We start from the raw sequence: 1,240 nt of genomic DNA, 5'->3' as shown, positions 1-1,240 counted from the left end.
AAGGAGGAACTTAAATGGCAAAATCAAAATACGAAAGAAATAAACCCCACGTAAACATAGGAACTATAGGTCACGTTGACCACGGTAAGACAACACTTACAGCAGCGATCACAATGGTACTTCACAAGAAATACGGATTCGGTGAGTCAGTAGCATTCGAGAACATCGACAAGGCTCCTGAAGAGAGAGAAAGAGGAATCACGATCTCAACAGCACACGTTGAGTACGAGACTCCAAACAGACACTACGCACACGTTGACTGTCCAGGTCACGCCGACTACGTTAAGAACATGATCACTGGTGCGGCTCAGATGGACGGAGCAATCCTGGTTGTATCTGCAGCAGACGGTCCAATGCCACAAACAAGAGAGCACATCCTTCTTTCAAGACAGGTTGGTGTACCTAAGATAGTAGTATTCCTTAACAAGGCAGACATGGTTGATGACGAAGAGCTTATCGAGCTTGTAGACATGGAAATCAGAGAGCTTCTAACAGAGTACGAATTCGACGGAGACAACACTCAAATCGTAGTAGGATCAGCACTTAAGGCTCTTGAAGATCCAGACGGAGAATGGGCTGACAAGATAGTTGAGCTTATGGAAGTTGTTGACGCAGAGATCCCAACTCCAGAGAGAGACACTGACAAGCCATTCCTTATGCCTGTAGAGGACGTATTCTCAATCACAGGTAGAGGAACAGTTGCAACAGGAAGAGTTGAAAGAGGAATCCTCAAGGTACAGGACAAGATCCAGATCGTTGGATTGTCAACAGAGTCAAGGGAAGTAGTTTGTACAGGAGTAGAGATGTTCAGAAAGCTTCTTGATCAGGCACAGGCTGGAGACAACATCGGAGCGCTTCTAAGAGGAGTACAAAGAGACGAGATTGAAAGAGGACAAGTACTTGCAGCTCCTGGATCAATCACACCTCACACAAACTTCAAAGGAGAGGTTTACGTACTTACTAAGGAAGAGGGTGGAAGACATACACCATTCTTCAAAGGATACAGACCACAGTTCTACTTCAGAACAACTGATGTAACTGGTTCAATCGAGCTTGAAGAAGGAGTAGAAATGGTAATGCCAGGAGACAACGCAACATTCACAGTTGAGTTGATCACTCCAATCGCAATGGAAGAAGGACTAAGATTTGCGATCAGAGAAGGTGGAAGAACAGTTGGAGCAGGAGTTGTTGCTCAAATAATCAAGTAATTCCATTAAATGCAAACATTCAAGGCAGGTCG

The 1,240-nt window shown here is 44.8% G+C and carries 1 protein-coding gene; it reads left to right on the top strand.

Translation table 11 applies throughout. The annotated features are described in order from the left end of the window. Nucleotides 1-14: 14 nt before the first annotated feature. Entirely contained in the window at nt 15-1,208 is a 1,194-nt protein-coding gene (gene tuf / locus BUB05_RS18360) for an elongation factor Tu (protein WP_073050266.1), read from the top strand. Nucleotides 1,209-1,240: the final 32 nt, after the last annotated feature.

Source organism: Dethiosulfatibacter aminovorans DSM 17477 (assembly GCF_900142005.1).
In the GTDB taxonomy this organism is placed as follows: Bacteria; Bacillota; Clostridia; order Tissierellales; family Dethiosulfatibacteraceae; genus Dethiosulfatibacter; species Dethiosulfatibacter aminovorans.
The sequence above is the reverse complement of the archived record's forward strand: the minus strand, read 5'-3'. Positions and strand labels throughout refer to the sequence as shown.

Excerpts from the sequence above, each read along its gene's own strand:
- tuf (WP_073050266.1), top strand. The coding sequence starts at position 15 with ATGGCAAAATCAAAATACGAAAGAAATAAACCCCACGTAAACATAGGA.